Genomic DNA, 24,449 nt, shown 5'->3' on the forward strand with positions numbered 1-24,449 from the left:
AATCATCATTGATTGAATGGTGAAATAGTTTCCCCAAATAACGATCACTGTCTTCGGGGCGCGGCATAATAATCAGGGGAGAGGGCACTGTCTATGATCTAACGAAGGGAAAATGAATTATTTTCCCTGTGATGGGCATCACGCTTGTGCGCTGTTGATCATTCTGCGCAGACAGGCGATTTGTAGCACCGCCGGAATCGTCACGCGATAGGCGCTGCCGCTCACTGCTTTAACCCCGTTTAAAGCCGCGCCGACCGGGCCGCCAAGCCCAGCACCGCGTAGCAATCCATGCCCAATGACGCTCACTGCGGCATGGGTACGCAGGATCTGAGTGAGTTGGCTGGAGAGCAGGTGAGAAATGCCAGTCGCCAGATGGCGATCCTTCATCAATAGCGGCAGTAACTCTTCCAGTTCAGAGACTTTTGCATCGACCGCCTGCAGAAATTCCTGCTTATGCCCGGCATCCATTTTTTGCCAGGCATTCCGTAGAAAGTGTTCCAGCAAATATTGTTCAATTTCGTACGTGGACATCGCTTTGTCGGCTTTAAGCTTCAAGCGCTTCGAAACATCCAGCAAAATCGCCCGATACAGCTTTCCATGGCCACGAAGTTTATTGGCAATGCTGTCGCCACCATAATGCTGAAGTTCGCCAGCGATCAGTTGCCAGTTGCGGCGGTGCTGTTCCGGGTGTCCTTCCATCGATTTAAATAATTCGTTGTGGCTCAGAACGCTCGACAGACGGGCTTTCCCTTTTTCATTATGCGTTAACAGGCGAGTAATCGTGGCGAGTTGTTCCTCACTGCAATGCTGCAGAAAGTCGAGGTCGTCGTCATGCAAATACGTGACATTCATGTTTTCTATGGCTTCTGAATAAAAGGGCGGAATTAGTCGTCGCCGATGACTTTAAGCGTCGCCATGTCAGAGGAGTTTACCGACTGGCCTGAAAAAGTAATTTTGGATACGCAGCGTTTGTTGTCGTTGTCGCTATTAATGTTGATCCAATTGGTGGTTTGTCCCTCTTTAATGGAAGACGGGACATTCAGGCTTTGGCTGGAGGTGCGCGCAGCTTTGAAGTAAACGGATGCGCCGTTAAGGTTAATATCGCCTCGATCGGCGGTGAGTTGAATACGTTTCACCACCCGACAAACGGGAATTTTGAGCGTGAGATCGTTGGTTGCATTGTGGGGCATAGCAATCATCCCCAGAACTTTATGATCGTTAGCGTGCGCGGCGCTGCTCAGCAGCAGACCCATAAGCAGGCTGGCGGAAAGGGTTAAAACGGATTTCATGGAATTTCTCTTTGACGGCTGCAAAAGTGTGTGGCTTCGCGCTATTTTACCGCCGACATAAAAACGATTCATTCACGTAATCTTTTCTTTTTATTACAATTTTTGTGTGAATGACAGCGCCGTATTAATCGGTTTTATGAATTAATTTTGATTGGCGATTATTCATTTTTTGTAGTTTTGTGCCTTTTTTCGGCAAATTTATTGCTTCTGCGCTAAAAAAAATTTTCATGCCCCCCTTGATGAAGTGGGTTACGACCCCACTTAGTAGTCAACCGCAGTGGTGAGTCTGAAAAAAAACGATTCAGGGTAGTTGAAACCGCACGTTTCGCCCTTATTACAGATTCACAACCACATGATGACCGAATTTTTAGTGGAGACGTTTAGATGGGTAAAATTATTGGTATCGACCTGGGTACTACCAACTCTTGTGTAGCGATTATGGATGGCACTACTGCACGTGTGCTGGAGAACGCCGAGGGCGATCGCACCACGCCTTCTATCATTGCTTATACCCAGGATGGTGAAACTCTGGTTGGTCAGCCGGCTAAACGTCAGGCAGTGACAAACCCGCAAAACACCCTGTTTGCGATTAAACGCCTGATTGGCCGCCGCTTCCAGGACGAAGAAGTACAGCGTGATGAAGCGATCATGCCGTACAAAATCATCGGTGCTGACAACGGTGATGCATGGATTGACGTAAAAGGTCAGAAAATGGCACCGCCGCAGATCTCTGCAGAAGTGCTGAAAAAAATGAAGAAAACGGCTGAAGATTACCTGGGTGAACCGGTAACTGAAGCGGTTATCACCGTTCCTGCATACTTTAACGATGCTCAGCGTCAGGCAACCAAAGACGCCGGTCGTATCGCAGGTCTGGAAGTAAAACGTATCATCAACGAACCAACCGCAGCTGCGCTGGCTTACGGTCTGGATAAAGAAGTCGGCAACCGTACTATCGCGGTGTATGACCTTGGTGGTGGTACTTTCGATATCTCTATTATCGAAATCGACGAAGTTGACGGCGAAAAAACCTTCGAAGTTCTGGCAACCAACGGTGATACCCACCTGGGTGGTGAAGACTTCGACAGCCGTATGATCAACTACCTGGTTGACGAGTTTAAGAAAGATCAGGGTATCGACCTGCGTAATGACCCGCTGGCGATGCAGCGTCTGAAAGAAGCCGCTGAGAAAGCGAAGATCGAGCTGTCTTCCGCTCAGCAGACCGACGTGAACCTGCCGTACATCACTGCAGACGCGACTGGTCCGAAACACATGAACATCAAAGTGACCCGTGCGAAACTGGAAAGCCTGGTTGAAGACCTGGTTAACCGTTCTATCGAGCCGCTGAAAGTTGCTCTGCAGGACGCCGGCCTGTCTGTTTCTGATATCAACGACGTTATTCTCGTTGGTGGTCAGACGCGTATGCCGATGGTCCAGAAGAAAGTTGCTGAGTTCTTCGGCAAAGAACCGCGTAAAGACGTTAACCCGGACGAAGCTGTAGCAATCGGTGCTGCCGTTCAGGGTGGTGTATTGACTGGTGATGTGAAAGACGTACTGCTGCTGGACGTTACCCCGCTGTCTCTGGGTATCGAAACCATGGGCGGCGTGATGACGCCACTGATCGCGAAAAACACAACCATCCCGACCAAGCACAGCCAGGTGTTCTCTACCGCTGAAGACAACCAGTCTGCGGTAACCATCCACGTGCTGCAGGGTGAACGTAAACGTGCTGCCGATAACAAAGATCTGGGTCAGTTTAACCTGGATGGTATCAGCCCGGCTCCGCGCGGTATGCCGCAGATCGAAGTAACTTTTGACATCGATGCCGACGGTATCCTGCACGTTTCCGCGAAAGATAAAAACAGCGGTAAAGAGCAGAAGATCACCATCAAGGCTTCTTCTGGTCTGAACGAAGAAGAAATCCAGAAAATGGTTCGCGAAGCAGAAGCGAACGCAGAATCTGACCGTAAGTTTGAAGAGCTGGTTCAGACCCGTAACCAGGGTGACCATCTGCTGCACAGCACTCGTAAGCAGGTTGAAGAAGCAGGCGACCAACTGCCGGCTGACGACAAAACTGCCATCGAGTCTGCACTGACTGCGCTGGAAACTTCTCTGAAAGGTGAAGACAAAGCGGATATCGAAGCGAAAATGCAGGCGCTGGCACAGGTTTCCCAGAAACTGATGGAAATCGCTCAGCAGCAGCACGCACAGCAGCAGGCTGGTGCAGCAGGCGCTGATGCTTCTGCAAACAACGCGAAAGATGACGACGTTGTCGACGCTGAGTTTGAAGAAGTGAAAGACAAAAAATAATCGCCCTTTGAACGGGTAATTACTGGCACGGGCGAAGAGGTTTCCTCTCCGCCCGTGCACGCATGTTAGGGGCAGATAAAAAGAGATGGCTAAGCAAGACTATTACGAGATTTTAGGCGTTTCCAAATCAGCGGAAGAGCGTGAAATCAAAAAGGCCTACAAGCGCCTGGCCATGAAATATCACCCGGACCGTAACCAGGGTGATAAAGAGGCCGAAGCCAAGTTCAAAGAGATCAAAGAAGCCTACGAGATCCTGACCGATGCGCAAAAACGCGCGGCTTACGATCAGTACGGTCATGCCGCGTTTGAGCAAGGCGGTATGGGCGGCGGCGGCGGTTTTGGCGGCGGGGCTGACTTCAGCGATATCTTTGGTGACGTGTTTGGCGATATCTTTGGCGGCGGTCGTGGTCGTCAGCGTGCCTCACGTGGTGCTGATTTACGTTACAACATGGATCTCACTCTGGAAGAAGCCGTGCGTGGCGTCACCAAAGAGATCCGTATTCCGACGCTGGAAGAGTGTGACGTCTGCCATGGCAGCGGTGCGAAGGCAGGTACTCAACCGCAGACCTGTCCAACCTGTCACGGTTCCGGCCAGGTGCAGATGCGCCAGGGCTTTTTTGCCGTACAGCAGACCTGTCCACATTGTCAGGGGCGCGGTACGCTGATTAAAGATCCGTGCAATAAATGCCACGGTCATGGTCGCGTTGAGAAAAGCAAAACGCTGTCCGTTAAAATCCCGGCAGGCGTTGACACCGGCGATCGTATTCGTCTGTCTGGCGAAGGTGAAGCCGGTGAGCATGGCGCGCCAGCAGGCGATTTATACGTTCAGGTGCAGGTAAAACAGCACCCAATTTTTGAGCGTGAAGGCAACAACCTGTACTGTGAAGTGCCGATTAACTTTGCGATGGCAGCGCTGGGCGGCGAGATTGAAGTCCCAACGCTGGACGGTCGCGTGAAGTTAAAAATTCCGGGCGAAACGCAGACCGGCAAACTGTTCCGCATGCGCGGGAAAGGCGTGAAGTCGGTTCGCGGTGGCGCTCAGGGCGATCTGCTGTGTCGTGTAGTTGTTGAAACCCCGGTTGGTCTGAATGACAAGCAGAAGCAACTGCTGAAAGATCTGCAGGAAAGCTTCGGCGGTCCCACCGGAGAAAACAACAGCCCGCGTTCCAAAAGTTTCTTCGACGGTGTGAAGAAATTCTTTGACGATCTGACGCGCTAATTCTCGACTCAGAAATCTTCGATTAAAAGCCTGGGACTGAAATGTTTCAGGCTTTTTTATTTCTGTTTTCCGTTCGGAAAATCTTTGTCGACTTTACTTTATTAGATCGTAAAAACCGAATCATTCATCATAAATAATCTAATTTTAACGAGCTTTTTGAGGGTGTAAGATAGTATTTACGAAGTATTCACCTAATAGAGAGAATAAAAGTGAAACATCTGCATCGTTTTTTTAGTAGTGACGCCTCGGGGGGCATCATCCTGATCATCGCAGCCGTCGTCGCTATGTTGATGGCAAATATCGGGATCACCAGTGGATGGTACCACGCCTTTCTGGAAACGCCCGTTCAACTGCGGGTTGGCGCGCTTGAGATCAACAAAAATATGCTGCTGTGGATCAATGACGCGTTGATGGCGGTGTTCTTCCTGTTGATTGGTCTGGAGGTAAAGCGCGAGTTGATGCAGGGGTCGCTGGCCAGTCTGCGTCAGGCTGCATTTCCGATCATTGCCGCTATCGGGGGGATGATTGTCCCGGCGCTACTGTATCTGGCATTTAACTATGCTGACCCTATCACTCGTGAAGGGTGGGCGATCCCGGCTGCAACGGATATCGCTTTTGCATTAGGCGTGCTGGCACTGTTGGGCAGTCGTGTTCCGTTGGCGCTGAAAATCTTTCTCATGGCGCTGGCGATTATTGATGATCTTGGCGCTATCGTGATCATCGCGCTGTTCTACACCAGCGATCTCTCGCTGCTGTCGCTGGGCGTTGCTGCGTGCGCCATTCTCGTCCTGGCAGCCTTGAATCTGTGTGGTGTGAGACGTACCGGGATTTATATTCTGGTGGGCGTGGTGCTATGGACTGCGGTACTGAAGTCCGGCGTGCATGCGACGCTGGCTGGCGTGATCGTCGGTTTCTTCATTCCGTTAAAGGAAAAACACGGACGTTCACCGGCAAAGCGTCTGGAGCATGTTTTGCATCCGTGGGTGGCATACCTGATCCTGCCGCTGTTTGCCTTCGCCAACGCAGGCGTTTCACTGCAGGGCGTCACTATTGATGGACTGACCTCCGTATTACCGTTGGGGATTATTGCAGGTCTGTTGATTGGTAAACCTCTGGGTATCAGCCTGTTTTGCTGGCTGGCGTTACGCTTAAAGCTGGCGCAATTACCTGAAGGAACGAATTTCCAGCAGATCATGGCGGTCGGGATTCTGTGCGGTATTGGCTTTACGATGTCGATTTTCATCGCCAGCCTGGCGTTTGGTAATGTCGATCCTGAGCTGATTAACTGGGCGAAACTGGGGATCCTGATTGGCTCCTTGCTGTCGGCGGTAATTGGTTACTGCTGGTTACGCACCCGGTTAAACGCATCCGCCTGACAGGATAACCCTTTCGTGACAATTTTCAGGGAGAGAGTATGTCTCATATAAATTACAACCACCTGTATTACTTTTGGCATGTTTATAAAGAAGGTTCGGTGGTTGGTGCAGCAGAAGCGCTTTATCTGACACCGCAGACCATTACCGGGCAGATCAAAGCGCTTGAAGAACGTTTACAGGGAAAGTTGTTCAAGCGGAAGGGGCGTGGGCTGGAGCCAAGCGAGTTGGGCGAGTTAGTCTTTCGTTATGCGGATAAAATGTTCACGTTAAGCCAGGAAATGCTGGATATCGTGAACTACCGCAAAGAGTCTAACTTGTTGTTTGATGTCGGTGTGGCGGATGCACTATCCAAACAGCTGGTCAGCCGTGTGTTGGATGCCGCGGTGGTGGAAGATGAACAAATTCATCTGCGTTGTTTTGAATCAACGCACGAGATGCTGCTGGATCAACTCAGCCAGCATAAGCTGGATATGATTATCTCTGACTGTCCGATTGATTCTACGCAACAGGAAGGGTTGTTCTCGGTGCGCATAGGCGAATGCGGCGTGAGTTTTTGGTGCACCCAGCCTTTGCCTGAGAAGCCGTTTCCGGCCTGCCTGGAAGAGCGTCGATTGCTGATCCCAGGACGTCGCTCGATGCTCGGTCGTAAGCTGTTGAACTGGATTAACTCACAAGGCTTGAACGTTGAAATCCTCGGCGAGTTTGATGACGCAGCGCTGATGAAAGCTTTTGGTGCAACGCATAACGCTATTTTCGTTGCCCCGACGCTCTATTCGCACAACTTCTATGCCGATGATTCGATTGTTGAGATTGGGCGCGTGGAGAATGTGATGGAGGAGTACCACGCTATATTTGCGGAAAGGATGATCCAGCATCCGGCGGTGCAGCGTATTTGTAATGCGGACTACTCGGCGTTATTTAAGCTGCAGTAGACATCAACACGGTAAGACTTCCGGCTGCGGGCAATTACCGCAGCCGGAATCATTCTACAGCCTCAGTAGGCTACGGTACTGCCCACCTTCGCGGATAAATACCGGAATTCTGTTCAGTGGCGTAGCGTAATGCAGCGTCTGCCCTCCTGAATAGCTTTCCCCGGTCGCAAGATCTGTCCACTTTTCCCCTTCCGGTAGCCAGACATCACGCTCGCGCATGCCTTCATGCATCACCGGAGCAATCAGCAGATCGGGACCAAAACAGTATTGGTCGGCGATCTCCCAGCTTTTAGCCTGCTCAGGAAATTCAAAAAACAGGGTGCGCATCACCGGCGTATTGCGCTCATGCGTTTCTGCCATCAGTGCCTTGATGTAGGGCTTCAGCTTTTCACGCAAGGCCAGGCAACCCGTTAATAGATCGTAAACGTCTTCGCCATAGCTCCAGACTTCATTCGGCGCTCCGGTCGGGCATTGAGCAATGCCATCCCGATACGGTTGTTCAGGTAAAATTTGCGGATCGCGATTGCCGTGCAGGCGCATCACCGGGCTAAAGACGCCCCACTGAAACCAGCGGATCAGCAGTTCATGAAAGCGTGGATCGTGAATATTGCCGCCATGAAAACCGCCAATATCCGTGGTCCACCACGGGATACCCGCAATCCCCATATTGAGTCCGGCGGCAAACTGATTGCGCAGCGATCGAAACGAGGAGTGAATATCACCTGACCATACCAGCGCGCCGTATTTCTGACTCCCCGCCCAGGCACAGCGCAGCAGATTGATAACCTTGTCTTCGCCATCGGCTTTCATGCCGTCAAAAAAGGTTTTGGCATACATCCGCGGGTAGATATTGCCCACTTCCAGTACCGGACCGGCGTGGTAGCGATAGTTGTCGTAGTCGTAAACGCTGAATTCAGGCTCGGCCTCATCTAACCAGAACAGCTTCACGCCTTTATCGTAATAATTGCGCTTGGCTTTGCCCCAGACATAGTCGCGAGCGCCCGGATGGGTGGCATCAAAGAAAGTGGTATTCCCGAGGAAATCCATATTGATCGGCAAGCCACGCTCCGTTTGCACCAGCCAGCCGTTTTCACGCATCTCCCGATAGCTTTCGGTGCGGTTATCTACCGTTGGCCAGACGGACACCATCAGCTCGATACCCAGTGATTTCAGTTCGGCGATCATGGCGTCGGGATCGGGCCAGTCGCGCGGGTCGAACATCCAGTCACCTTGATTCGGCCAGTGGAAGAAGTCGATAACGATAACCGAAATGGGCAGATTGCGCTGTTTATACTCGCGGGCGACCGCCAGCAGTTCTTCCTGGGTACGATAACGGAGTTTGCACTGCCAGAAACCCATGGCGTAATCCGGCATCATCGGCGGCGTGCCGGTTGCGAGCGCGTAAGCCTGGCTGATTTCCGCTGGCGTATCACCTGCGGTGATCCAGTAGTCCAGTTGTTCGCTGACCTGAGCTTCCCATTCGGTAAGGTTGTGGGCGAAGGTTACGCGGCCTACGGCCGGGTTGTTCCATAAAAAACCGTAGCCCAGACTGGAGAGCATGAACGGTACTGAGGCCTGGGAATTACGCTGTGCCAGCTCAAGCACGCACCCTTTGAGATCCAGATTGGCTTGCTGATACTGGCCCATGCCATAAATTTTTTCGTCTTCGGCGGCTTCGAAACGGGCTTTAATCGCATATTTTCCACCCTGAATAGGGCGAAATTCGCGCCCCTCAAGGTTAAGTGCGCTGACGTACTGGCCGTGTGAAGATTCGTCCTCGCCGATTTCTCCCCGCAGACGCCAGAACTCCTGTAGTAAACATTTATGGGGATGGCGGTAAAAGCTGATTTGGCCCTTTTGATTGACGATAGCGATAATCTTTCCGTTAGTCAGTGTGGCCTGCTTTTGGTCGTAGACGATATGGCAGGCGCTCTCCGCCACCGGCTCCGTTAGCGCCCAGTCTTCATTTCTCATAACCGGCAGATGACGGCCGCTACGCACGCGTAGGCTGTTCTCGCCCCAGGGTTCAATCCATAAATAGCGATCGTTTTGCTGCCAGACCAGACGATGCGGGTCTTGTTGCAAAAATGGCATGGTGGTTTCTCCCATATTTGGCTGGTAAAGATAAGAACGTTAGTGATTGATCGTTTCCAGATCGCGGCGAACCTCGTCTTCCATGGCTTCATATTTACGGAAGAAAAGCAGGGGGATTGCTGCGAGCGTGAAGAGGAGGGCGGGCGCCCAGATAAAAGCCCAGGTTATCCCTTCCAGGCCTGTAGCGCTCTGCGCATGGTTAGGGACGTAGCCAAAACTGTTCATGATCCAGGCGGCAAAAGCGGTACCGAGACCACTGCCCATTTTGATGCAGAAGGTGCTGCCAAAGGCGATAAGAATGCCGGTAGCTTTGATACCCGTCTTCCATGCGCCAAAGTCGACGGCGAATCCGAGCATGGCGAAGGGCATTGAGCAGGCGATACCGCTACCGATATTGCCCAGAACCCAGGCGGCAATCAGCATTGGAATGTTATCCGCAGCCAGCCACATCATCACACCGCCAAACGTAGCGACTAGCAGACCACCGATCCAGATCCAGGTCTTAGAGAGATATTTGCTAAAGAAAGGGATGGCGATGATAAACAGGATCTGAATCGTCGCCAGGCTGTTGATTAGCGGGACCAGATCTTTGCGATCCAGGTTGTAGGTCAGATAGTAGACAATGGTCGTTGAGCGCTGCTGAAGTGCTATCCAAAAGATTAGATTAGCCAGCACCATCAGGATCCACGGCCAGTTGCCTTTCATAGCCGCGAAACTTTTTTTCATCGGCAATCTTGGCTCTTGCTGTATTTTATCCGCATCCATTTCACGAATGTTTTTAAACGCAAAGAGCGTTAGCGCGCAAGATATAATGGCAAATGTAATTGCCGTATAAATAAAACCCACATGGTCATCACCGTTACCTAAAAAAGCAACTAACGGTAAGGCGGTTGCGTTCATTAATAAAACCCCTATTTGCCCGCCGGTCATTCTCCAGGAATTTAAGACCAGCCGTTCCTTGGGGGATAGGGTCATTAAGGGCAATATTGCACTGAGCGGGGTGTTAAGTCCGGTAAATAAAATACTGGCTATCATGTAGGATATTGCTGCATATATGGCTTTTCCGGTCATACTGATATCAGGAGACCAAAATGAAAGCGCGCTGAATACGGCAAAAGGCAGCGGTAACCATAAAAACCAGGGACGGCATTTACCGTAGCGTGAACGGGTCTTGTCGATGATGATCCCCCAGATTGGAGCATCTACGCCATCAACAATACGCGCCAACAGCAGGATGACACCCGCTACGGCGAGGCTGATACCGGCAACGTCTGTGTAGAAATATAGAATGTATGTTGAACCGAAACAGTACAGCAGATTTCCCGCTACATCTAAAGAACCGTAGCTAATTCGCTGTAGTAAAGATAATGATGTTGACCCGCAAGACTGGGTATCCTCAATAACAGAACTCATAATGATAACTCCGATATTGGTGCGATACGCCCAGAAAAACAGCTTTTACTTTCTAAGCAGTAGGGTTGTCGTTATTTTTTATTGTCCGGGGAAAATTAACCTTTAGGTAAAATAGGGATAAAGACGTTTTATGAAAAGTAGTTAACCCCGGCGTGGCGATCAATTATCAAATCTCACATCAGGATTGCGTTTATTCGTTTTTTGTTGAGCAATGATACTATTTGCTATGGTGGTCACAATTTCGACAGTAATGAAATAAAAAAAAGTAAACAGTGAAAGAAAATAACTTTCATCTGCCTGATGGCGATGTGGGTGGACAGGGGATTAAACATGCCTAGTGCACGAACGGTGCGATAGCAGGCTGCTGTGGAGAAAGTGTGGACTTGAACGACAGACATAAAAAAACCCGCTTGCGCGGGTTTTTTCACAAAGCGACAACAAGCAGGCGATTAAGCCAGTTTGTTGATCTGTGCAGTCAGGTTTGCTTTATGACGTGCAGCTTTGTTTTTGTGGATCAGACCTTTAGCAGCCTGACGGTCCACGAGTGGTTGCATTTCGTTAAATGCTTTCAGTGCAGTAGCTTTGTCGCCAGCTTCGATAGCTGCGTATACTTTCTTGATGAAAGTACGCATCATAGAGCGACGGCTAGCGTTGTGCTTGCGGGCCTTTTCAGACTGAACGGCGCGCTTCTTAGCTGATTTGATATTAGCCAAGGTCCAACTCCCAAATGTGTTCTATATGGACAATTCAAAGGCCGAGGAATATGCCCTTTTAGCCTTCTTTTGTCAATGGATTTGTGCAAATAAGCGCCGTTTAAATTGCAGCACTCGTTGCGTAGTGATGGCGCAGGATTCTACCAGCTTGCGTGGCGTGAATACAGCTTTTCCACGAGAAAAATTGCATTGGATTGCCCGTAAAGGTCTGCAATTTGTTTCATAACAATGAAAACCATCCTCTTTCTGTTTCGGAGAAACAATCGCCGGTTAACCTTGACCGCGGTACAGGGTATACTTTCACGATTTTCACTGTTTTGAGCCAGACATGAAGCTGATACGAGGCATACATAATCTCAGTCAGGCCCCGCATGGGTGTGTGCTGACTATTGGTAATTTCGACGGCGTGCACCGTGGTCATCGTGCGTTGCTGCAGGGCTTACGGGAAGAAGGGCGCAAACGCAATTTGCCGGTGATGGTGATGATTTTCGAGCCACAGCCATTAGAGCTGTTTGCAACGGACAAGTCGCCTGCGCGCCTTACTCGCCTGCGAGAAAAACTGCGTTATCTGGCGGAGTGTGGCGTAGATTACGTACTGTGCGTGCGTTTTGACAGGCGCTTCGCGGCATTAACGGCGCAGACTTTTATCAGCGATCTGCTGGTTAAGCGCCTTGGTGTACAATTCCTTGCCGTGGGCGATGATTTCCGCTTTGGCGCTAGCCGTGCGGGCGATTTCTTGTTATTACAGGAAGCGGGCGCTGAGTATGGCTTTGATATCACCAGTACCCAGACCTTCTGTGAAGGCGGTGTGCGTATTAGTAGCACCGCGGTACGTCAGGCTCTGGCTGAAGATAACCTGCAGTTGGCCGAAAGCCTGCTTGGGCACCCTTTTACCATCTCAGGACGGGTGGTACATGGTGACGAGTTAGGACGCACCATTGGTTTTCCGACGGCAAACTTACCGCTTCGTCGCCAGGTTTCTCCGGTGAAAGGGGTTTATGCGGTTGAAGTGATGGGGCTGGGTGACAAACCTTTTCCCGGCGTTGCCAATATCGGCACCCGCCCGACGGTAGCCGGCGTACGTCAGCAGTTGGAAGTGCATCTACTGGACGTTGTAATGGACCTCTACGGTCGCCATATAGATGTAGTGCTGCGTAAAAAAATTCGCAGCGAGCAGCGATTTGCCTCGCTGGATGAACTAAAAGCGCAGATTGCGCGTGATGAGTTGACTGCCCGCGATTTTTTTGGGCTAACAAAACCGGCTTAATGCCTATACGAGTTTTAAATACGGAACCGAGAATCTGATGAGTGACTATAAATCAACCCTGAATTTGCCGGAAACAGGGTTCCCGATGCGCGGCGATCTCGCCAAGCGCGAACCGGGAATGCTGGCGCGTTGGACTGATGATGACCTGTACGGCATCATTCGTGCGGCCAAAAAAGGCAAAAAAACCTTCATTCTGCATGATGGCCCTCCTTATGCGAATGGCAGTATTCATATTGGTCACTCGGTTAACAAGATTCTGAAAGACATTATCGTGAAGTCCAAAGGACTCACGGGCTATGACTCGCCTTACGTTCCGGGCTGGGACTGCCACGGTCTGCCGATCGAGCTGAAAGTAGAGCAGGAATATGGCAAACCGGGCGAGAAGTTCACCGCCGCTGAGTTTCGCGCTAAATGCCGTGAATACGCTGCTACACAGGTTGACGGTCAGCGTAAAGACTTTATCCGTCTTGGCGTGCTGGGCGATTGGTCGCATCCGTACCTGACCATGGACTTCAAAACCGAAGCCAACATCATTCGCGCGCTGGGTAAAATCATCGGCAACGGTCACCTGCATAAAGGTGCGAAGCCGGTGCACTGGTGCGTTGACTGCCGTTCCGCGCTGGCGGAAGCGGAAGTTGAGTATTATGACAAAACCTCCCCGTCCATCGATGTGGCGTTCCACGCAGCCGATCAGGACGCGGTGAAAGCGAAATTTGCCGTTTCTGACGTTAACGGCCCGATCTCGCTGGTTATCTGGACCACCACCCCGTGGACGTTGCCGGCGAACCGCGCGATCTCCCTGGCGCCTGATTTTGACTATGCGCTGGTGCAGATCGATGGCCAGGCCGTGATTCTGGCGAAAGATCTGGTTGAAAGCGTCATGCAGCGTATTGGCGCGGCTGACTACACCATTCTGGGTACCGTTAAAGGCGCAGAGCTGGAACTGTTGCGCTTTACCCACCCGTTTATGGGTTTTGACGTGCCAGCGATTCTGGGCGATCACGTCACGCTGGATGCGGGTACCGGGGCGGTACATACCGCGCCTGGCCACGGCCCGGACGACTATGTCATCGGTCAAAAATATGGTCTGGAAGTGGCGAACCCGGTTGGTCCGGATGGCGCTTATCTGGCGGGCACCTACCCGACCCTGGACGGCGTAAACGTCTTTAAAGCCAACGATATTGTTGTCGCTCTGCTGAGCGAAAAAGGCGCGTTGCTGCATGTCGAGAAGATGCAGCATAGCTATCCGTGCTGCTGGCGCCATAAAACGCCGATCATCTTCCGTGCGACCCCGCAGTGGTTCGTCAGCATGGATCAGAAAGGCTTGCGCGCGCAGTCTCTGAAAGAGATCAAAGGCGTGCAGTGGATCCCTGACTGGGGCCAGGCACGTATTGAATCCATGGTTGCCAATCGTCCTGACTGGTGTATCTCCCGTCAACGTACGTGGGGTGTGCCGATGTCTCTGTTCGTTCACAAAGACACCGAAGAGCTGCATCCGCGCGCTATCGAACTGATGGAAGAAGTGGCTAAACGCGTTGAAATTGACGGTATCCAGGCGTGGTGGGATCTCGATCCGAAAGATATCCTCGGCGATGAAGCAGACCAGTATGTCAAAGTCCCGGATACGCTGGACGTATGGTTTGACTCTGGTTCCACCCACTCATCCGTTGTGGACGTGCGTCCTGAATTTGCTGGCCACGCAGCGGATATGTATCTGGAAGGCTCTGACCAACACCGCGGCTGGTTCATGTCTTCTCTGATGATCTCCACTGCCATGAAAGGCAAAGCACCTTATCGCCAGGTACTGACTCACGGTTTCACCGTGGATGGTCAGGGCCGTAAGATGTCCAAGTCTATCGGTAACACCGTTTCTCCGCAGGACGTGATGAACAAACTCGGCGCGGATATTCTGCGTCTGTGGGTCGCGTCTACCGATTACACCGGTGAAATGGCGGTTTCTGACGAAATCCTGAAACGTGCAGCCGACAGCTATCGTCGTATCCGTAACACCGCGCGCTTCCTGCTGGCGAACCTGAACGGGTTCGATCCAGTAAAAGACATGGTGAAACCGGAAGAGATGGTGGTGCTGGACAGGTGGGCGGTAGGTTGTGCGCAAGCGGCCCAGGAAGAGATCCTGAAAGCTTACGAAGCCTATGACTTCCACGAAGTGGTACAGCGCCTGATGCGTTTCTGCTCCGTCGAAATGGGTTCGTTCTACCTCGACATCATCAAAGACCGCCAGTACACCGCGAAAGCGGAAAGCCGGGCGCGTCGTAGCTGCCAGACTGCGCTGTTCCACATTGCAGAAGCGCTGGTTCGCTGGATGGCGCCGATCATGTCCTTCACCGCTGATGAAATCTGGGGCTACCTGCCGGGCGATCGTGAAAAATACGTCTTTACCGGTGAATGGTACGAAGGCCTGTTTGGCTTAGGCGAAACCGAGGCGATGAACGATACCTTCTGGGACGAGCTGCTGAAAGTACGCGGCGAAGTGAACAAGGTTATCGAGCAAGCGCGTGCGGATAAGAAAGTCGGCGGTTCTCTGGAAGCGGCAGTCACCCTGTACGCTGAACCCGAACTGGCGGCGAAACTGACCGCACTCGGCGAAGAGTTGCGCTTTGTGCTGCTGACCTCCGGCGCGAGCGTTGCGGACTATGCCGCGGCGCCAGCTGATGCTCAGCAGAGCGAACTGCTCAAAGGTCTGAAAATCGTACTGAGCAAAGCCGAAGGTGAGAAGTGCCCGCGCTGCTGGCATTACACTACCGACGTCGGCCAGGTGGCGGAACATGCAGATATCTGCGGACGCTGTGTCAGCAACATCGCCGGTGATGGCGAACAACGTAAGTTTGCCTGATGAGTAAGCCTCTTTGTTCAACAGGACTACGCTGGCTATGGCTGGTGGTAGTCGTGCTGATTATCGATTTAGGCAGCAAGTACCTGATCCTCCAGAACTTTGCTCTGGGGGATACGGTATCGCTGTTCCCGTCGCTTAATCTGCACTACGCGCGAAACTATGGCGCGGCGTTTAGCTTCTTAGCCGACAGCGGCGGCTGGCAACGTTGGTTTTTTGCCGGTATCGCTATTGGTATCTGCGTCATCCTGATGGTGATGATGTATCGCTCGAAGGCGACGCAGAAGCTGAACAACATCGCGTATGCGTTAATCATTGGCGGTGCGCTGGGCAATCTGTTCGATCGCCTGTGGCATGGCTTCGTGGTTGATATGATTGACTTTTACGTCGGTGACTGGCATTTCGCGACATTCAACCTGGCTGATACGGCAATCTGTATCGGCGCGGCATTGATTGTTCTCGAAGGCTTCTTACCGTCGAAAGAGAAAAAAGCCGCATAAAAAAATGCCGGATGGCGCTATGCTAATCCGGCTTACAATCTATCGCGAACCTTGTAGGCCCGGTAAGCGTAGCGCCACCGGGCAAACAGGCGGCAGCAATTTTAAAGAGCAACCTGCATGTCTAAATCAGTACAGAGTAACAGTGCGGTGCTGGTGCACTTCACCCTTAAGCTCGACGATGGCTCCACCGCAGAGTCAACCCGCAATAACGGCAAGCCTGCGCTGTTTCGCCTGGGCGATGGTTCTCTGTCTGAAGGACTGGAACAACACCTGCTGGGGCTAAAAGAGGGTGATAAAACCACTTTTTCCCTGGAGCCGGATGCCGCCTTTGGCGTGCCAAGCCCGGACTTAATTCAGTATTTCTCGCGTCGGGAATTTATGGACGCGGGCGAGCCAGAAATTGGCGCTATTATGCTCTTTACCGCAATGGACGGCAGTGAGATGCCAGGTGTGATTCGTGAAATCAACGGTGACTCGATCACGGTTGATTTCAACCATCCGCTGGCCGGGCATACCGTTCATTTTGATATTGAAGTGCTGGAAGTCGAACCGGCACTGGAGGCGTAAAATGCAGATCCTGTTGGCTAACCCGCGCGGTTTTTGCGCTGGCGTAGACCGCGCTATCAGCATTGTAGAAAACGCGCTGGCTATTTATGGCGCGCCAATTTATGTCCGTCATGAGGTGGTGCATAACCGCTATGTGGTGGATAGCCTGCGCGAGCGCGGCGCTATTTTCATTGAACAAATCAGTGAAGTGCCGGACGGCGCGATCCTAATTTTCTCCGCTCATGGCGTCTCTCAGGCTGTGCGTAACGAAGCCAAAGGCCGTGACCTCACGGTTTTCGATGCCACCTGTCCGTTAGTCACCAAAGTGCATATGGAAGTGGCGCGCGCCAGCCGTCGCGGTGAAGAGTCAATTCTGATTGGACACGCCGGGCACCCGGAAGTCGAAGGCACGATGGGGCAGTACAGCAACCCGCAAGGGGGAATGTATCTGGTTGAATCACCGGAAGATGTACTGAAACTGAATGTGAAAAATGAAGGAAAATTATCCTTCATGACGCAGACCACGCTCTCCGTTGACGACACCTCTGACGTTATTGACGCGCTGCGTCAACGCTTCCCGAAAATTGTCGGGCCACGCAAAGACGATATCTGTTATGCCACCACCAACCGTCAGGAAGCGGTTCGCGCGCTGGCGGAACAGGCTGATGTGGTGCTGGTGGTCGGCTCGAAAAACTCCTCTAACTCCAACCGTCTGGCTGAACTGGCCCAGCGCATGGGGAAAGCGGCGTATCTGATCGACGATGCGACCGATATCCAGGAAGCGTGGGTAAAAGAGGCGAAGTGTGTGGGCGTGACGGCCGGAGCCTCGGCACCGGATATCCTGGTGCAAAACGTGATCGCTCGCCTGCAGGAGCTTGGCGGTGGGGAAGCTATCCCGCTGGAAGGCCGTGAAGAAAATATTGTTTTCGAAGTGCCTAAAGAGCTGCGTGTGGATGTTCGTGAAGTAGAGTAAGTCTTTCACGATACGATTATGAGAAGATGCCAGACTTAACGTCTGGCATTTTTTATGGAGAAACCATGCGCTTACCGATCATTCTTGATACCGATCCCGGCATTGATGATGCCGCCGCTATTGCCGCCGCGCTGTTTGCCCCTGAGCTGGATCTGCAACTGATGACCACGGTAGCAGGCAACGTTTCGGTGGAAAAAACTACCCGTAATGCGTTGCAGTTGCTGCATTTCTGGAATGCGGATATTCCGCTGGCGCAAGGGGCATCAATGCCACTGGTACGGCCGCTGCGAGATGCCGCTTCCGTGCACGGCGAGTCCGGTATGGAAGGGTATGAATTTGTTGAACATGACCGCCAGGCGATGGCAAAACCCGCCTTCCAGGCTATTCGTGACGCGCTGATGCATGCCCCGCAGCCCGTGACGTTGGTGGCGATTGGCCCGCTGACCAACATCGCGCTACTGCTGACTCATTACCCTGAATGCGTATTCAATATTCACCGTTTGGTGATTATGGGCGGTTCTGCCGGGCGCGGGAACTTCACGCCAAACGCCGAGTTTAATATTGCTATCGATCCTGAGGCCGCCGCGAAAGTTTTCCACAGCGGGCTGGAGATTGTGATGTGTGGGCTGGATGTCACTAATCAGGCTATGCTCGCCCCGGACTATCTGGCGACCTTGCCTCAACTTAACCAGACGGGAAAAATGCTGCACGCGCTATTTAGCCATTACCGCAGCGGCAGTATGAATACAGGACTGCGGATGCACGACCTGTGCGCGATTGCCTGGCTGGTGCGCCCGGAACTGTTTACCCTGCAGCCGTGCTTCGTGGCGGTGGAAACTCAGGGGGAATATACCTCGGGTACCACGGTGGTGGATATTGAAGGGCATTTGGGTCATCCGGCAAATGCCCAGGTTGCACTGGATCTTGACGTTGAGGGGTTCCAGCAGTGGGTGGCAGAGGTGCTGGCGCTGGCACCTTGAGGCTGTGATCCGGCCCGCAATATGCAGACAGAATTAGCAGGTTAATCGATTAATCTGCTAATCTTATCCTGTTGTTCTCCTCGGGCCGGAGACACATATGAACCTTTCTTTTATCCAGCCACCGCAGGTGGCGTGGGCAAGCGGCGCATTAGCCGATGGCCCGTTATTGCGTAAATCCACTCGCATTCAGGATCTTACTGACGTTTTTGCCGATGAAAATGCCCGCCAGCAACTGTCAGGCGAGCAGGTCGTATATGACGTTGAGATGTTGCATACGTCCCCCGCAGAAGGCGAACTCTACACCGGTGTTACCCATCTTTATCCTGGCCGGATCGGCCGCGAGTATTTTATGACCCGTGGGCATTTCCATGCGCGTCGCGAACAGGGTGAGGTCTATTTTGGTCTGCGTGGCACGGGGTTGCTGCTGTTGCAAACTGAACAGGGTGAGGCGAGGCTGGAAAAGGTATTCGCCGGATCCGTCCACATCATCCCCGGTTTTACCGCACACCGGTTAATCAACACAGGGGAAGAGATTCTGTCGGCGCTCGCCGTATGGCCAGGGATTGCAGGCCATGATTATGCGGCGCTGACCAGGGGCTTCAGAATAAGAGTCTTTGAGGAAAATAAGACGATTCAGGCGAAGGAGGTACAGAATGGCTGACTTAGCGCATTCTTATGGCCTGGATATGAGGGTTCATCACCATCCGCTTGGCTTTAGCTATGGGGATGAAGTCACTGGACCGATGCCGGAGATTCGCCGACTCGATCACATTCGCGCCTCACTGCGCGATCCGCATTGTGAGGGGCCGGAAGAGGTGTATGCCATTGCGATGGATGTGGCACGAATGCAGGATCGCGAAGAGCTGAAAAAGCGGATGCTGTTGTTTGGCGTGGTGACTTATGCAGCGGGACGGCTGGGGGAAGAGCCGGTGCGTAGCCAGGGGCATATTCATCGTATCAGCCAGCACAGCGGCTGGTCCCCGCCAGAGCTTTACGAAATCTGGCAGGGAAAAGCGATAATCTATATGCAGGAGTATGTCGAGGACGACCCTGGGCGTTGTTTTGCTGTGATTGCCGGACCCGGTGAAAAAGTGCTGGTTCCGCCCGGTTGGGGGCATGCGACCATATCCGCAGATCCGAATATACCGTTAACTTTTGGTGCGTGGTGCGATCGTGAATATGGTTTTGAGTACGAGGCTGTGCGCGCGCATAAAGGGTTGGCGTGGTACCCGTTATTGCAGGGCAACCATGTCATCTGGCAGCATAATTCGCGATACATACCCGGGAGATTACACGCCGTTACGCCCCGACAATATACGGAATTCTCGATTACTTCCGCGCCTGTTTACCAGCAATTCATCGAGGACCCGGCGCGCTTTCAATTTATATCACGCCCGGACAGGCACCCCGAGCTGTGGCAAAATTTCCATCCATAAAATAACCGGGGCATAGCCCCGGTTCTGATTTTGCCTGGCCTACAAACTGAAAAACGCGGTACAGTAGAGTAGGCCGGATAAGCGTATGTGCCATCCGGCAAATGACAGGCACTACCCTGCAAACAGGCCTGTCGCAACGCCGAGCGCAGCCAGTATCAACAATAAAATCATCGCTTTTACTGGCGACACGCCACGCTTGGCCATCAGATACCACGTGCCCAATACAACAATCAGCGGCAATAGCTGCGGGAAAATTCCGTCCAGCATCTGTTGCACATGAATATTTACCCCATCCTTGGTGATAAATTCCAGCCCGGTGCCAAGTTTAACGTAGCTCGCCGCTACGCCCCCCATAACAAACACGCCCAATAGTGATAACGCTTCACGCAGGCGGGCAGATTTGCTGCTCACCAGCATTTCCACCGAGCCGGATCCCATTTTGTAGCCTTTGAGGAACAAAAACCATGAGCCGGGAATAATGATTGCCAGCCAGGCGACGGTATAAAACAGCGGTCCCAGAATGTTACCACCAGCCGCCAGGGCCATACCGATACTGAGCAGGATAGGGATCAGCATGCCCGGGATCATCGAATCGCCAATCCCGGCTATAGGGCCCATCAGTCCAACCTTCAGGGTATTAATCGTTTCCCCATCGATCGGCTCACCGTTCGCTTTTTTCTCTTCCAGCCCCAGTACCATGCCATTAACGATCGCGCCTATCTGCGGCTCCGTATTATAAAACGAGGCGTGACGGCGCAGCATTTCAGTACGTTGGGCGGCGTCGGGATAGAGCTTTTTCGCCACCGGGAGCATACTCAGGCAAAAGCCAAAAGATTCCAGACGTTCAAAGCTCATGGATGACAAGTTGTGCATCATCCATGCGCGCCAGCAGCGGCGAAGATCTTTACGCGTAAGTGTACGTTCTTCCATCAGAATTCATCCTCATCATCAACGACCGACTTTGCATGCGTAGTCTGTGGCGGTTCTGGTTTGTAGTTGTAATGGATCAACGCCAACAGCGAACCGACGATCACTAGCGCGACCATGTTGAGTTTTAAAAAGACGATGCAGACAAAACCGACGAGGAAGTAGATCAGCATGGTGTAATTTTTGATAATCTGCTTAAGCAAAATCGCGATCCCGACGGCGGGTAAAATGCCTCCCAGTACGTTCATCGTCGACAGAACAATTTTCGGCAAACTGTCCATAAAACCGCTGATGTATTGCGCCCCGAAGTAGACCGCAATAAAGGTCGGTACAAAACGCAGGACAAAGCTTGTCACCTGTGGCCAGATGGCGCTGTTCAGGTAAATACCGCGTTCGTCGCCCCGCTCCAGCGCCACATCTGCCCGGTGATTCCAGAAGGAGTTCAGTACCATCATTGCGTTAAACAAAATGGTGCCGGCGATACCGATGGTGGCTGCCAGCGCGACCGCGACCTCGGGGCCCTTTCCGGAAAGGATCCCTAAAGCAATAGCCGGGTAAGCAACAAAGTTGAGGTCGGCGGGCATCGAACCGCCAGGTGTAACCATCGCGATATACACTGCCTGAACCGCGACGCCAATCATGATCCCTGTTTTAATATCGCCAAGGATAATCCCGACCAACATTCCGGAAATCAGCGGACGGGTGATCAGATACCAGCCGCCAGTCAGTCCCAGCAGCCAGGGGCTGCTGAGCGCGCCGAGGTAGCAAAGTATGCCAATCAACGTAGCTTCGATAATCATCGTGCGCTCCTTATTTCAGCTTCTGACGTGCGTCCTGCCAGCTGTAGCAACTGGCGTCAGGGACCAGGCGAAACTCAACCAGGTGCCCATGTTGTGTCAGCCAGTCAAAGGCGGCGATTTCCTCGCCATTCACCGACTGGTTTGGGCCGATGGTGGTGGTATCGGCACGGGCGCTCATTGGGCCTACATTAATCTTGCCGTTGGCATTTTTTAGGCTAATACCTGCTTCTTCAATGCGCTTCAGCGTGACGGGTGATTTACCAATCACGAAATAACGCTTCTCGCTGGCAATGACTTTCGGCAGTTTTTCAATCGCGGTGGCCGTATCAAACAACCAGACTTTGGTGTCCTGCACGGCGCCTTTCATTACCGAAGAGAGCAGAGGGTCGGCCGCGACGGCGTCGTCTATCGCGACAATCCCGTCACAGGGCAGCTCTTTGGCCCAACGTGTCACGAGCTGCCCATGGATTACGCGGTCATCGATACGTACAAAAGAAATACTCATAGTGGTTTCCTTTAAAAATCGTCGGACTGAACGGATAAAACCGGGGCGGCTTTAATCAACGTGGGTACCGTCAACGCCAACAGCTCGACGGCTGCGGCGTGAACATCCGTTAATTGACAGATCTCCTCGCTTTGTAACAGCATCGGGAAATTGACCCCCGCGACGACGGCAACGGGGGGAACCGTTTGTGCAGAAAACGCATGATGGCAGGCGACATTCCACGGCGTACCGCTTTGCATGTCACAAAGTACCAGTACGCCGTCAGCATCTTTCCCGGCGCTCGCGAGAACCTGAGCAAACGTCTGTTTAAACCCTTCAATACCCGCCTGTTCACTCAGCGTGACGGGGTAAACATGCGGTAATTCTCCGTAAACCATACGACCGCTGGCGAGAAGCGCTTCCGCCAGGGGACCATGGGTGGCAACAATAACGTTAATCATGCGTTTATCCTCTAACCCAGGCTTTAATCGTAGCGAGCTGCTGGCCGATACCCTTGCCAAACGGCGAAATACGGTATTCTCCAACGGCGGCCGGGATAATAAAGGTCTCTGCATAGTTGACGACAAACGGGGCAAATGCGCCGCTCGGGCTTTCAACAACGGCCTGCGCACCTTCGACCAGGTTCAGGACGTTTACGCCGCCATGGGTATGGTGCGTGACCGGTGCCGTAAACCAATGGCGGCGCGTTTCAATAAACTCGCGTTCGTGCATTCCGGTTCTTTCTTCCCGCCAACCTTCTCCTTCAGCGATAGGCTCGATACGGTTGACCAGGTTGTCGTGTACCCATTGCGTGTCGCGCTGCCAGTCAATCACCTGCTGACCGTGATCCAGATGGACCGGGCGCGGTAAGCCGTCTAACCCTAAACGTCCCCAATCCCACAGTTTAAAGGTGAAGATATATGGCGTTGCGCTGATCTCCAGCACCATGGTTCCTGCACCCGAGCAGTGGACGGTTCCGGCGGGGATCAGGAAGTGATCGTGTTTATGCGCAGGGATCTGATTAACGAATCGCGCATCATCAAAGGCTTTTTCACCACGACCCGCGGCTCGGAGATCGTCGAGCATGTCCTGCGGCGCGATCCCGGTTTTGGTGCCGAGATACACCACGGCGTTCGGCTCGGCTTCGAGAATGTAATAGCTCTCATCCTGGGTATAGTGCATACCAAACTGCTGCTGAATGTACTCAGTGAGCGGATGAACCTGAAAGCTCAAATTCTGGCCGCCAATGGTGTCGAGGAAATCAAAACGAATCGGGAATTCTGCACCAAAACGTGCGTGAACTTTCTCGCCCAGCAGGGGGCGGGGACAGGTTAGCACCAGATCCTGAGAGGGGATCTCGATCCGCACGTTGCCAAAACGCAGTAACAGGCTGTTTTCCTCGGGCACGCAATCAAAACACCACGCGTAATTGGGGGCTGAGGGATCGAGATCGAAGTGTTTTTTCATCCATTGCCCGCCCCAAACGCCTGGGTCGAAGAACGGGGCAACGCGAAACGGTTGTTGAGTTGTTTGTTGCAGACCGGCGCGAAACGCATCGCCGCTGACCATCGCGGGATGATTTTCTACCGTGGTATCAAGCAAATAATCGACGCGTTTGAGTAACGGCGTTTTGTGTCGGTCGAATACCCGCCACTCAATGAAGAAGGCACGTTTGTACCGACGAAGAATATCTTCATCCTGGTTTTCCGCCCCCCAGTTCCCCAGCCCGTTATGGCGCATGCGTTGCTGAATTTCCCAGCGCGGAAGATCGGCATAAACCAGTACGTCACCCGGGTGCGCCAGCGTCGCGCCGGGTCCGTATACCACGACCAGACCTTCGGCAACGGCATCAATCTGTTGGCGGAGCTGACTGAGCTTGTCGCTATCAAAAAACTCATCCAGGTGATGGCAGGAAAGGACGCCGAATACGCGATCGTCGGTAAGGTTACGCGCCAGTAACTCATGCAGGGCCTGCTCATCTCGGCGGGCGGATTCAATATTCAGCACCAGCGCGGTATCTAACGTCGTGACAAGCTGTTGTTCCAGTTCTTCAAGCCGCACGCCCGGATAGCAATCCACGATCAATACGGTTTTGGCTGCAGCAGAAACCCTGGTGTTAAGCACAGAATGGATCTCCGCCCAACCCTGCCAGGCGTGATCGTCATATCCCTGAACGTTAACCTCAGGGAATTTATTATAGGTTGTCGTCATTTTCTTTCTCCGTGTTGGCTTATTTAAGATTAATCGATTAACCTTATTTTCATAGTGTGGTTAACGCGATTAACCCGCCATATTCAGAATCAAGAGCGGTGAAAAGCGCGTTAGCGTGATGTGAATCACAC

General features: G+C 52.5%; 22 protein-coding genes and 1 pseudogene. 13 read left to right on the forward strand and 10 right to left on the reverse strand.

Features of this window, described 5'->3' with window-relative positions:
* Positions 1–138: 138 nt before the first annotated feature.
* Both msyB and FDW96_RS01690 read right to left on the reverse strand, forming a co-directional pair.
* The gene (msyB, locus tag FDW96_RS01685; protein WP_042312471.1) at positions 139–852 is read right to left on the reverse strand and encodes an acidic protein MsyB; all 714 of its coding nucleotides are present in this window, start codon (positions 850–852) and stop codon (positions 139–141) included.
* Between the two features lie 32 nt (positions 853–884).
* Positions 885–1,289 carry a DUF2541 family protein gene (locus FDW96_RS01690; RefSeq protein WP_137365129.1) on the reverse strand — a complete coding sequence of 135 codons (405 nt, stop codon included), beginning with the start codon at positions 1,287–1,289 and terminating at the stop codon, positions 885–887.
* Positions 1,290–1,673: 384 nt separating this feature from the next.
* Between FDW96_RS01690 and dnaK the strand changes: the two genes are divergently transcribed.
* The 4 genes from dnaK to nhaR all read left to right on the forward strand — a co-directional run bounded on the left by dnaK (position 1,674) and on the right by nhaR (position 7,123).
* The gene (gene dnaK / locus FDW96_RS01695) at positions 1,674–3,596 is read left to right on the forward strand and encodes a molecular chaperone DnaK (RefSeq protein WP_042312465.1); all 1,923 of its coding nucleotides are present in this window, start codon (positions 1,674–1,676) and stop codon (positions 3,594–3,596) included.
* 85 nt (positions 3,597–3,681) lie between these two features.
* Entirely contained in the window at positions 3,682–4,815 is a 1,134-nt protein-coding gene (gene dnaJ, locus FDW96_RS01700; RefSeq protein WP_003018956.1) for a molecular chaperone DnaJ, read from the forward strand.
* A 209-nt stretch (positions 4,816–5,024) separates the two neighbouring features.
* Positions 5,025–6,191 carry a Na+/H+ antiporter NhaA gene (gene nhaA, locus FDW96_RS01705; RefSeq protein ID WP_042312462.1) on the forward strand — a complete coding sequence of 389 codons (1,167 nt, stop codon included), beginning with the start codon at positions 5,025–5,027 and terminating at the stop codon, positions 6,189–6,191.
* Positions 6,192–6,229: 38 nt separating this feature from the next.
* A complete protein-coding gene (gene nhaR, locus FDW96_RS01710; protein WP_137365130.1) occupies positions 6,230–7,123 on the forward strand; it encodes a transcriptional activator NhaR in 894 nt (297 codons plus the stop codon).
* A gap of 54 nt (positions 7,124–7,177) precedes the next feature.
* On the opposite strand, the gene FDW96_RS01715 is transcribed toward nhaR, so the two are convergent.
* The 3 genes from FDW96_RS01715 to rpsT all read right to left on the reverse strand — a co-directional run bounded on the left by FDW96_RS01715 (position 7,178) and on the right by rpsT (position 11,343).
* A complete protein-coding gene (locus FDW96_RS01715) occupies positions 7,178–9,217 on the reverse strand; it encodes a TIM-barrel domain-containing protein (RefSeq protein WP_137365131.1) in 2,040 nt (679 codons plus the stop codon).
* A 39-nt stretch (positions 9,218–9,256) separates the two neighbouring features.
* Positions 9,257–10,630 carry an MFS transporter gene (locus FDW96_RS01720; protein WP_137365132.1) on the reverse strand — a complete coding sequence of 458 codons (1,374 nt, stop codon included), beginning with the start codon at positions 10,628–10,630 and terminating at the stop codon, positions 9,257–9,259.
* A 449-nt stretch (positions 10,631–11,079) separates the two neighbouring features.
* A complete protein-coding gene (rpsT, locus tag FDW96_RS01725) occupies positions 11,080–11,343 on the reverse strand; it encodes a 30S ribosomal protein S20 (protein WP_038637070.1) in 264 nt (87 codons plus the stop codon).
* 105 nt (positions 11,344–11,448) lie between these two features.
* Here rpsT and FDW96_RS25365 point away from each other — a divergent pair.
* The 9 genes and pseudogenes from FDW96_RS25365 (at position 11,449) to FDW96_RS01770 (ending at position 19,896) form a co-directional block, all read left to right on the forward strand.
* A pseudogene (locus tag FDW96_RS25365) lies at positions 11,449–11,664 on the forward strand (DUF2575 domain-containing protein).
* A 7-nt stretch (positions 11,665–11,671) separates the two neighbouring features.
* Complete coding sequence (gene ribF / locus FDW96_RS01735) at positions 11,672–12,610, forward strand: bifunctional riboflavin kinase/FAD synthetase (protein ID WP_038637072.1); 939 nt, start codon at positions 11,672–11,674, stop codon at positions 12,608–12,610.
* Between the two features lie 37 nt (positions 12,611–12,647).
* On the forward strand, positions 12,648–15,464 hold the full coding sequence (ileS, locus tag FDW96_RS01740) for an isoleucine--tRNA ligase (protein WP_042312449.1): 2,817 nt from the start codon (positions 12,648–12,650) through the stop codon (positions 15,462–15,464).
* Positions 15,464–15,961, forward strand: a complete 498-nt coding sequence (lspA, locus tag FDW96_RS01745) for a signal peptidase II (RefSeq protein WP_003018932.1) — start codon at positions 15,464–15,466, stop codon at positions 15,959–15,961. Before ileS ends, lspA begins: the two co-directional genes overlap by 1 nt.
* Before the next feature lie 117 nt (positions 15,962–16,078).
* On the forward strand, positions 16,079–16,528 hold the full coding sequence (gene fkpB, locus FDW96_RS01750; RefSeq protein ID WP_137365133.1) for an FKBP-type peptidyl-prolyl cis-trans isomerase: 450 nt from the start codon (positions 16,079–16,081) through the stop codon (positions 16,526–16,528).
* A gap of 1 nt (position 16,529) precedes the next feature.
* On the forward strand, positions 16,530–17,480 hold the full coding sequence (ispH, locus tag FDW96_RS01755; RefSeq protein ID WP_032948486.1) for a 4-hydroxy-3-methylbut-2-enyl diphosphate reductase: 951 nt from the start codon (positions 16,530–16,532) through the stop codon (positions 17,478–17,480).
* 65 nt (positions 17,481–17,545) lie between these two features.
* Positions 17,546–18,460 (forward strand): ribonucleoside hydrolase RihC, encoded by a 915-nt coding sequence (gene rihC, locus FDW96_RS01760; RefSeq protein ID WP_137365134.1) that lies wholly within the window; start codon positions 17,546–17,548, stop codon positions 18,458–18,460.
* Between the two features lie 97 nt (positions 18,461–18,557).
* The gene (locus FDW96_RS01765; RefSeq protein WP_042312440.1) at positions 18,558–19,121 is read left to right on the forward strand and encodes a glucose-6-phosphate isomerase family protein; all 564 of its coding nucleotides are present in this window, start codon (positions 18,558–18,560) and stop codon (positions 19,119–19,121) included.
* Positions 19,114–19,896 (forward strand): glucose-6-phosphate isomerase family protein, encoded by a 783-nt coding sequence (locus FDW96_RS01770; RefSeq protein ID WP_061382893.1) that lies wholly within the window; start codon positions 19,114–19,116, stop codon positions 19,894–19,896. The genes FDW96_RS01765 and FDW96_RS01770 overlap by 8 nt, the downstream gene beginning before the upstream one ends.
* Before the next feature lie 111 nt (positions 19,897–20,007).
* Here FDW96_RS01770 and FDW96_RS01775 read toward each other — a convergent pair whose 3' ends face one another.
* From FDW96_RS01775 to FDW96_RS01795, 5 genes are read right to left on the reverse strand one after another with little or no spacing between them, the layout of a single operon-like run.
* Positions 20,008–20,826: a PTS system mannose/fructose/sorbose family transporter subunit IID gene (locus FDW96_RS01775; RefSeq protein WP_016151643.1), complete on the reverse strand. Its 819-nt coding sequence runs from the start codon at positions 20,824–20,826 to the stop codon at positions 20,008–20,010.
* Positions 20,826–21,623 carry a PTS sugar transporter subunit IIC gene (locus FDW96_RS01780; RefSeq protein ID WP_137365135.1) on the reverse strand — a complete coding sequence of 266 codons (798 nt, stop codon included), beginning with the start codon at positions 21,621–21,623 and terminating at the stop codon, positions 20,826–20,828. Before FDW96_RS01780 ends, FDW96_RS01775 begins: the two co-directional genes overlap by 1 nt.
* 10 nt (positions 21,624–21,633) lie before the next feature.
* Positions 21,634–22,128, reverse strand: a complete 495-nt coding sequence (locus tag FDW96_RS01785) for a PTS sugar transporter subunit IIB (protein ID WP_042312435.1) — start codon at positions 22,126–22,128, stop codon at positions 21,634–21,636.
* An 11-nt stretch (positions 22,129–22,139) separates the two neighbouring features.
* Positions 22,140–22,568: a PTS sugar transporter subunit IIA gene (locus FDW96_RS01790; protein ID WP_061382896.1), complete on the reverse strand. Its 429-nt coding sequence runs from the start codon at positions 22,566–22,568 to the stop codon at positions 22,140–22,142.
* Positions 22,569–22,572: 4 nt separating this feature from the next.
* Positions 22,573–24,318, reverse strand: coding sequence for a class I mannose-6-phosphate isomerase (locus tag FDW96_RS01795; protein WP_137365136.1), 1,746 nt, complete (start codon positions 24,316–24,318; stop codon positions 22,573–22,575).
* Positions 24,319–24,449: the final 131 nt, after the last annotated feature.

Source organism: Citrobacter sp. TBCS-15 (genome assembly GCF_005280815.1).
GTDB lineage: Bacteria > Pseudomonadota > Gammaproteobacteria > Enterobacterales > Enterobacteriaceae > Citrobacter > Citrobacter werkmanii.

Excerpts from the sequence above, each read along its gene's own strand:
- msyB (WP_042312471.1), bottom strand. The coding sequence starts at position 852 with ATGAATGTCACGTATTTGCATGACGACGACCTCGACTTTCTGCAGCAT.
- FDW96_RS01690 (WP_137365129.1), bottom strand. The coding sequence starts at position 1,289 with ATGAAATCCGTTTTAACCCTTTCCGCCAGCCTGCTTATGGGTCTGCTG.
- dnaK (WP_042312465.1), top strand. The coding sequence starts at position 1,674 with ATGGGTAAAATTATTGGTATCGACCTGGGTACTACCAACTCTTGTGTA.
- dnaJ (WP_003018956.1), top strand. The coding sequence starts at position 3,682 with ATGGCTAAGCAAGACTATTACGAGATTTTAGGCGTTTCCAAATCAGCG.
- nhaR (WP_137365130.1), top strand. The coding sequence starts at position 6,230 with ATGTCTCATATAAATTACAACCACCTGTATTACTTTTGGCATGTTTAT.
- FDW96_RS01715 (WP_137365131.1), bottom strand. The coding sequence starts at position 9,217 with ATGCCATTTTTGCAACAAGACCCGCATCGTCTGGTCTGGCAGCAAAAC.
- FDW96_RS01720 (WP_137365132.1), bottom strand. The coding sequence starts at position 10,630 with ATGAGTTCTGTTATTGAGGATACCCAGTCTTGCGGGTCAACATCATTA.
- ribF (WP_038637072.1), top strand. The coding sequence starts at position 11,672 with ATGAAGCTGATACGAGGCATACATAATCTCAGTCAGGCCCCGCATGGG.
- ileS (WP_042312449.1), top strand. The coding sequence starts at position 12,648 with ATGAGTGACTATAAATCAACCCTGAATTTGCCGGAAACAGGGTTCCCG.
- lspA (WP_003018932.1), top strand. The coding sequence starts at position 15,464 with ATGAGTAAGCCTCTTTGTTCAACAGGACTACGCTGGCTATGGCTGGTG.
- fkpB (WP_137365133.1), top strand. The coding sequence starts at position 16,079 with ATGTCTAAATCAGTACAGAGTAACAGTGCGGTGCTGGTGCACTTCACC.
- ispH (WP_032948486.1), top strand. The coding sequence starts at position 16,530 with ATGCAGATCCTGTTGGCTAACCCGCGCGGTTTTTGCGCTGGCGTAGAC.
- rihC (WP_137365134.1), top strand. The coding sequence starts at position 17,546 with ATGCGCTTACCGATCATTCTTGATACCGATCCCGGCATTGATGATGCC.
- FDW96_RS01765 (WP_042312440.1), top strand. The coding sequence starts at position 18,558 with ATGAACCTTTCTTTTATCCAGCCACCGCAGGTGGCGTGGGCAAGCGGC.
- FDW96_RS01770 (WP_061382893.1), top strand. The coding sequence starts at position 19,114 with ATGGCTGACTTAGCGCATTCTTATGGCCTGGATATGAGGGTTCATCAC.
- FDW96_RS01775 (WP_016151643.1), bottom strand. The coding sequence starts at position 20,826 with ATGGAAGAACGTACACTTACGCGTAAAGATCTTCGCCGCTGCTGGCGC.
- FDW96_RS01780 (WP_137365135.1), bottom strand. The coding sequence starts at position 21,623 with ATGATTATCGAAGCTACGTTGATTGGCATACTTTGCTACCTCGGCGCG.
- FDW96_RS01785 (WP_042312435.1), bottom strand. The coding sequence starts at position 22,128 with ATGAGTATTTCTTTTGTACGTATCGATGACCGCGTAATCCATGGGCAG.
- FDW96_RS01790 (WP_061382896.1), bottom strand. The coding sequence starts at position 22,568 with ATGATTAACGTTATTGTTGCCACCCATGGTCCCCTGGCGGAAGCGCTT.
- FDW96_RS01795 (WP_137365136.1), bottom strand. The coding sequence starts at position 24,318 with ATGACGACAACCTATAATAAATTCCCTGAGGTTAACGTTCAGGGATAT.